Here is a 5938-nt window from a genome sequence, read left to right on the forward strand (position 1 = left end):
GGGTGGGACGGGGTGGGACGGTGGCGGGTACGCGGCGCGGCGCGCTCACCGCGGCTGTACGGTGACGGTGCGCGACGCCTTCAGGTCCGCCGACGAGGAGCCCACCTGGACGGTGCGCTCGCCGGTGCCCAGCCGCCAGCGGTGCGCGGTGGAGTCCCAGTAGCGCAGCTGCTGTTCGTCGACGGTGACCGTGACCCGGCGCTGCTCCCCGGGCGCCAGGGCGACCTTGGTGTAGCCGGCGAGCTTCTTCTTGACCTGCGGCGCCGTGGTGTCGGGGCTGGGGCCGACATAGAGCTGTACGGTCTCCTCGCCCGCGCGGGACCCGGTGTTGCGCACGGTCACCGTGGCCGTCAGGCCCGCGTCGGTGCGCTGCACGGCCAGGTCGCGCTGGTCGAAGGAGGTGTACGACAGGCCGTGACCGAAGGGGAAGAGCGGGGCCGTGCCCGTGTCGTCGTACCAGCGGTAGCCGACCTTCAGCCCTTCGGAGTAGGTCTGCTTGCCGTTCACCCCGGGGTAGCGGTGCGGGTCGCCGGCCATGGGGTGGGCGGTCTCGCTCGCCGGGAAGGTCTGGGTGAGCCGGCCGCCGGGGGCGCTGTCGCCGTACAGCAGCGAGGCGGTGGCCTCGGCGCCTTCCTGCCCCGGGTACCACATCTCCAGGACGGCGGCGGTGTCGCGCAGCCAGGGCATCAGGACGGCGGAGCCGGTGTTGAGGACGACCACGGTACGGGGGTTGACCTTGGCCACCGCGGCGATCAGCTCGTCCTGCCGGCCCGGCAGGGACAGGGAGTCGCGGTCCACGCCCTCGGTGCCGTCGTCGTGGGCGAAGACGATCGCGGTGCGGGCCTTGGCGGCGGCCGCCACCGCCCGGTCGAAGTCGGCCCGGGCCCGCTCGGGGGTGACCCAGGTCAGATCGGCGGTCAGCGAAGTGTCCTCCCAGGCCCAGCCGTTCATGGTCACGCGGTGGGTGCCCTCGGTCAGGTGCACGGTGGTGGAGACCGTGCCGAAGGTCTCCGTGCCCAGGATCATCGGGCGGTCACCGATCTGAAGATTGGCCACCCCGCCCATGACCTTGAAGGCGAAGCGGTAGTCGCCCTCGGCGGGCACGGTCAGCTCGCCCTCGTAGAACGTGCCCTTCTCCAGCGGGTCCAGCTGCTTGCCGTTGGTGAAGGCCGGGCCGAGCGCGGAGCCGGGCAGCGGCACGCCCACCAGGTCCTGGCCCGGCTCGTACGTCACCGACGTGCCCCGGCCCGCCCGCTGCCGCAGCGCGTCCACCGGGGCGGTGGCGCTGTCGGGCACGACATGGGCGCTGCCGTCGCCGGTCACCTTGGGGTACTTGGCGCTGTGGCCGATGACCGCGATGTCGCCGGTGTCCCGGTCCGACAGCGGGAGGGCGCGGCGTTCGTTGCGCAGCAGCACCCCGCCCTTCTCTGCGACGGCGCGGGCCGCCGCCCGGCCGGCCTGCGGATCACGGCCGGGCCGGGGAGAGCCCGGATCGAGCAGCCCGAAGCGTTCCATCTGGCCGACGATGCGGACCACGGACCGGTCGAGCGTGGCCTCGGGGATCGTCCCCTTCGCGATCGCGGCCTTCAGCTCGGCGTCGAAGTACTTCGAGGGCGGCACGGGCTCGCCGAGTCGCAGGTCGATGCCCAGCTCCTGGTCCAGGCCCTTGGTGATGTCGGAGGTGGCGTGGGTGGCCAGCCAGTCGGACATCACCCAGCCGCGAAAGCCCCACTGCTCGCGCAGCACCCCTTGCAGCAGGCCGTCGTTGCTGCATGACTGCGCGCCGTTGACGCTGTTGTACGCGCACATCACGGAGGCGGCGCCGGCCTCCACCGCGCTGCGGAAGGCCGGCAGCTCCACTTCCTGGAGGGTCTGTTCGTCGATGGTGGCGTCGACCGTCATACGGTCCCGCTCCTGGTTGTTGGCGGCGAAGTGCTTGACCGTGGCCATCAGGCCCTGTCCCTGGATTCCGCGGATCTCGCCGGCGGCCATCCGGGAGGACAGCAGCGGGTCCTCGCTGAAGGTCTCGAAGTTCCGCCCCGCGTAGGGCACCCGGATGATGTTCGTCATCGGGGCCAGCACATTGTCGTGGCCCAGCGCGCGGCCCTCGCGGCCCAGCACCTTGCCGTACTCGTCCGCGAGGCGGTCGTCGAAGGTGGCGGCGAGCGCCACGGGCGTGGGCATGGCGGTCGCGGTGCGGCCCAGCAGCCGGATGCCGGCCGGGCCGTCGGCGGTCCGCAGCTCGGGGATGCCCAGCCGCGGGACGCCCGGCAGATAGCCGATGCCCTTGATCGTCGGGCCGTTCTTGGGTCCCGTGGTCCAGTGCACGAACGAGATCTTCTCGTCGAGCGTCATCCTGGCCACCAGGCCGCGTACCCGCGCCGAGCCCTCCTGGGGGGCGGCGTCCGCGGCGGGGGCGGTGAGCAGGGTGGTGACGCACGCGGTGGCGAGCGCGTGTGTCAGGAGGCGCCCGGCCCGGCCGCGTGGCCGGGGCCCGGCGCCCGGCCGGTGTTTTCTGCGCAACAGCACGATCGGTTCCTGTCGTTGGAGTACGCGGTATGCGGGTTTGCGAGGGCTACGGGTTTACGGGCGCCACGCGGTCTACGGGCGCCACGCGGTCTACGGGGGTTACGTGGTCCACGCGGTCCACAGGGCCCGGGCGGGTGCTCACAGGTCACCGAGCCAGCGGTGCACGGCGTCCGCGGTGGCGCGGGCGTGCTCGGTCATCATCGTGAGGTGGGTGCCGGGGGCGTCGACGGCGGTGTGCTCGCCGCCGTCCCAGCGGGCCCGCCAGCCGCCCGGCTCGCCCGCCCACCGCTCCATCGGCTCGCTCGCACGCACGAACAGCACCGGCGCCTTCGTCGGGCCCGGAGCCCACGGCAGGAGCATCTCGTTGTACGCGCCCATGGCGGTGAGCCGGGTGTCGTCGATGGTCACGACCGACCGCTCCATGACCCAGTCGAGCATCGTGTCGCGCCACACGGCCATCGCCCCGGGCGCGCTGGGCAGATACACGTCCGCCAGCACCAGCGCGACGGGCCCGGCGCCGCGCTCCTCCAGGCGCAGCGCCAGCGCGTGCGCCAGCGAGCCGCCCATCGAGTGACCGAACAGGGCGTAGGGCGCGCCCTGGGTGTGCCGCAGCACGGCGTCGGCCTGCGCGTCGAGCAGGATGTCCAGCGAGCCGGGCAGCAACTCCCTGGCACCGAAGCCGGGTTGACGCAGCGCCGATACGGCCATGCGGCCGTCGAGGGCGGCCGCCAGGGCGGTGAACTCCTCCGGGCCCGACGCCGCCGCGGTGCCCGAGCAGCAGATCAGCTCCGGGCCCGGGCCGCCGCCGGCGGTCAGGGGCACCGGGTCCTGCTGCCATTCGGCGGCCGTGCGCGGCCCCGCCGGTTCACGGTCGGCGGGGAAGACGGGCCGGAACGCGGAGAGCGCGGCCAGCGCCGCGACGACCTCCTCGCCCTGGCGCAGCCGCAGCGCCCGCCGGTACATCGCCACCAGGTCGGACTCCTGGGCGGGCCGCGACGGGCCGTCGGCGTCCTGGCCGGCGCCCGCCGCGGGTGCCGCGGCCAGGAGGGTGGTCAGGTGGCCGGCCAACTGTCGCGGGGTGGGGTGCTCAAGGACGGCGGAGGTGGGCACCTCGGTGCCCACGGCACCGGAGAGGGCGGCGGTCAGTTCGATGGCGGCGAGCGAGTCGAAGCCGATCTCGTCGAAGGCGGAGTCGGCCGGGACGTCCTCGAGCGTGCCATGGCCGAGCGCGGTGGCGGCCTCCGTACGGACCAGGGCCAGCAGCTCGTCGGCGGTCAGGGCGGCCGGGGACTCATCAGCAGGGGCTTCGACAGCGGGGGCTTCGACCGCAAGGGCTTCGATCGCAGGGGCTTCGACCGCCGTGCGGGCCGGGGAGTCCTGGGCGTCCGTGGACGCCGGGCCCGAGGTCTGCGTACCGGTGGCAGGCAGCCAGAAACGGCGGTGCTGGAAAGCGTAGGTGGGCAGCGGGATCCGGCGTGCCCCCGTGCCGTCGAACAACCGTGACCAGTCCACATCCGCGCCACGCGCGAAGCCCTCGGCGAGGGTGCGGGCGAGGGTGGCGGCGTCATCGCCCTCCTCGCGCGGCCCCGCGTCGAGGACGGCACCCGTGGCCCCGCGCCCGTCCGAGGCCTCCGCCGGCTCCGCCAGTGCGGACAGCGCGGCCAGTGCGGCCAGTGCCGGTTCCGTCCCCGCGCATCCGACGAGGACCGCCGCGCGGTGCCCGAAGGCGCTGCGGGTGGTGGCCAGGGAGTAGGCGATGTCCAGCGGGTCCAGGTGCGGGTGGCGCGCCAGGTGGCCGGACAGCCGCCGGGCCTGGTCGCGCAGCGCCGCCTCCGTACGGCCCGAGAGCACCCACGGCACCAGCGCCGGCCGACCGGCGCCCGGCCCGTCCGCCACGGCCTGCTCCGGCATCGGCGACGGCGTCGGCTCCGGCGCCTGCTCCAGGACGACATGGCCGTTGGTGCCGCTGACCCCGAAGCCGGACACCGCGGCCCGCCGGGGCGCGCCCGTCTCCGGCCAGGGCACCGCCTCGGTCAGCAGCCGCACCTGCCCCTGCGACCAGTCCACGTGCCGCGTGGGCGCGTCCACGTGCAGGGTGCGGGGCAGTTCGCCGTGCTGCATGGCCAGCACCATCTTGATCACACCGCCCACGCCCGCGGCGGCCTGGGCGTGCCCGATGTTGGACTTCAACGAGCCGAGCCACAGCGGCTGTTCGGCCGGACGGTTCTGGCCGTACGTGGCGAGCAGTGCCTGGGCCTCGATGGGGTCGCCGAGGCGCGTGCCGGTGCCGTGGGCCTCCACCGCGTCGACCTGGTCCGCGCCCAGCCGGGCGTCGGCCAGCGCCTGGCGGATGACCCGCTGCTGGGACGGGCCGTTGGGCACCGACAGCCCGCTGCTGGCCCCGTCCTGGTTCACGGCCGTGCCGCGGACCACGCCCAGCACCCGGCGGCCGTCGCGCACCGCGTCCGAGAGCCGCTCCACCACCAGCACACCGACGCCCTCGGCCCATCCCGTGCCGTCCGCCGCGTCCGCGAACGCCTTGCAACGGCCGTCCGCCGCCAGCCCACGCTGCCGCGCGAACTCCACATACGCGTCCGGCTTGGCGAGCACCGCCACCCCGCCCGCCAGCGCCCGTTCGCACTCGCCCCGGCGCAGCGCCTGCACCGCCAGGTGGAGGGCCACGAGGGAGGATGAACAGGCCGTGTCGACCGTCAGGGCCGGGCCCTCCAGGCCCAGGACGTAGCTGATCCGGCCGGAGACCACCGCCCCGGCGTTCCCGGTCAGCAGATAGCCCTCGGACCCCTCCGGCAGCCGCGCGGAGCCATCCGCGCCGCCGGGAAGATAGCCCTGGTGCGCCGCGCCGACGAACACGCCGGTACGGCTGCCGCGCAGCGCGCGCGGGTCCAGCTCGGCCCGCTCCAGGGCCTCCCACGACGCCTCCAGCAGCAGCCGCTGCTGCGGGTCCATGACCGTGGCCTCGCGCGGTCCGATGCCGAAGAACGCCGCGTCGAAGTCGCCCGCGTCGTGCACGAAGCCGCCCTCGCGGCAGTACGTCTTGCCGGGTGCCGCCGGGTCAGGGTCGTAGATCCCCGCCACGTCCCAGCCGCGGTCGTCGGGGAACGGGCCGACCGCGTCCGTGCCCGACGAGACCAGCTGCCACAGGTCCTCGGGCGAGCGCACACCGCCGGGGAAGCGGCAGGCCATGCCCACGATGGCGATCGGCTCGTGGCGGGCCGCCATGAGGTCGTGGTTCTGCCGGCGCAGCCGCTCGGCGTCCTTGACGGAGGTGCGCAGGGCGTCGAGCACCTTCTCCTGGGACAGGGACATGGAGTGGTCTCCTTGCTGAGGTCCGGACCGAGCCTGGGGCCGGGCCGGATTCGTGCGGGGTAGAGAAGTGGAGAGGGGCGGG

The 5938-nt window shown here is 74.4% G+C and carries 2 protein-coding genes; both read right to left on the reverse strand.

From position 1 onward, the window contains the following. Window positions 1-45 precede the first annotated feature (45 nt). The gene (locus K6I33_RS30335) at window positions 46-2529 is read right to left on the reverse strand and encodes a glycoside hydrolase family 3 protein (RefSeq protein WP_229357755.1); all 2484 of its coding nucleotides are present in this window, start codon (window positions 2527-2529) and stop codon (window positions 46-48) included. 138 nt (window positions 2530-2667) lie between these two features. Further along, the gene (locus K6I33_RS30340; protein ID WP_275126810.1) at window positions 2668-5856 is read right to left on the reverse strand and encodes a beta-ketoacyl synthase N-terminal-like domain-containing protein; all 3189 of its coding nucleotides are present in this window, start codon (window positions 5854-5856) and stop codon (window positions 2668-2670) included. Window positions 5857-5938 lie beyond the last annotated feature (82 nt).

This window comes from Streptomyces sp. UNOB3_S3 (assembly GCF_020740895.1).
Classification (GTDB): Bacteria; Actinomycetota; Actinomycetes; order Streptomycetales; family Streptomycetaceae; genus Streptomyces.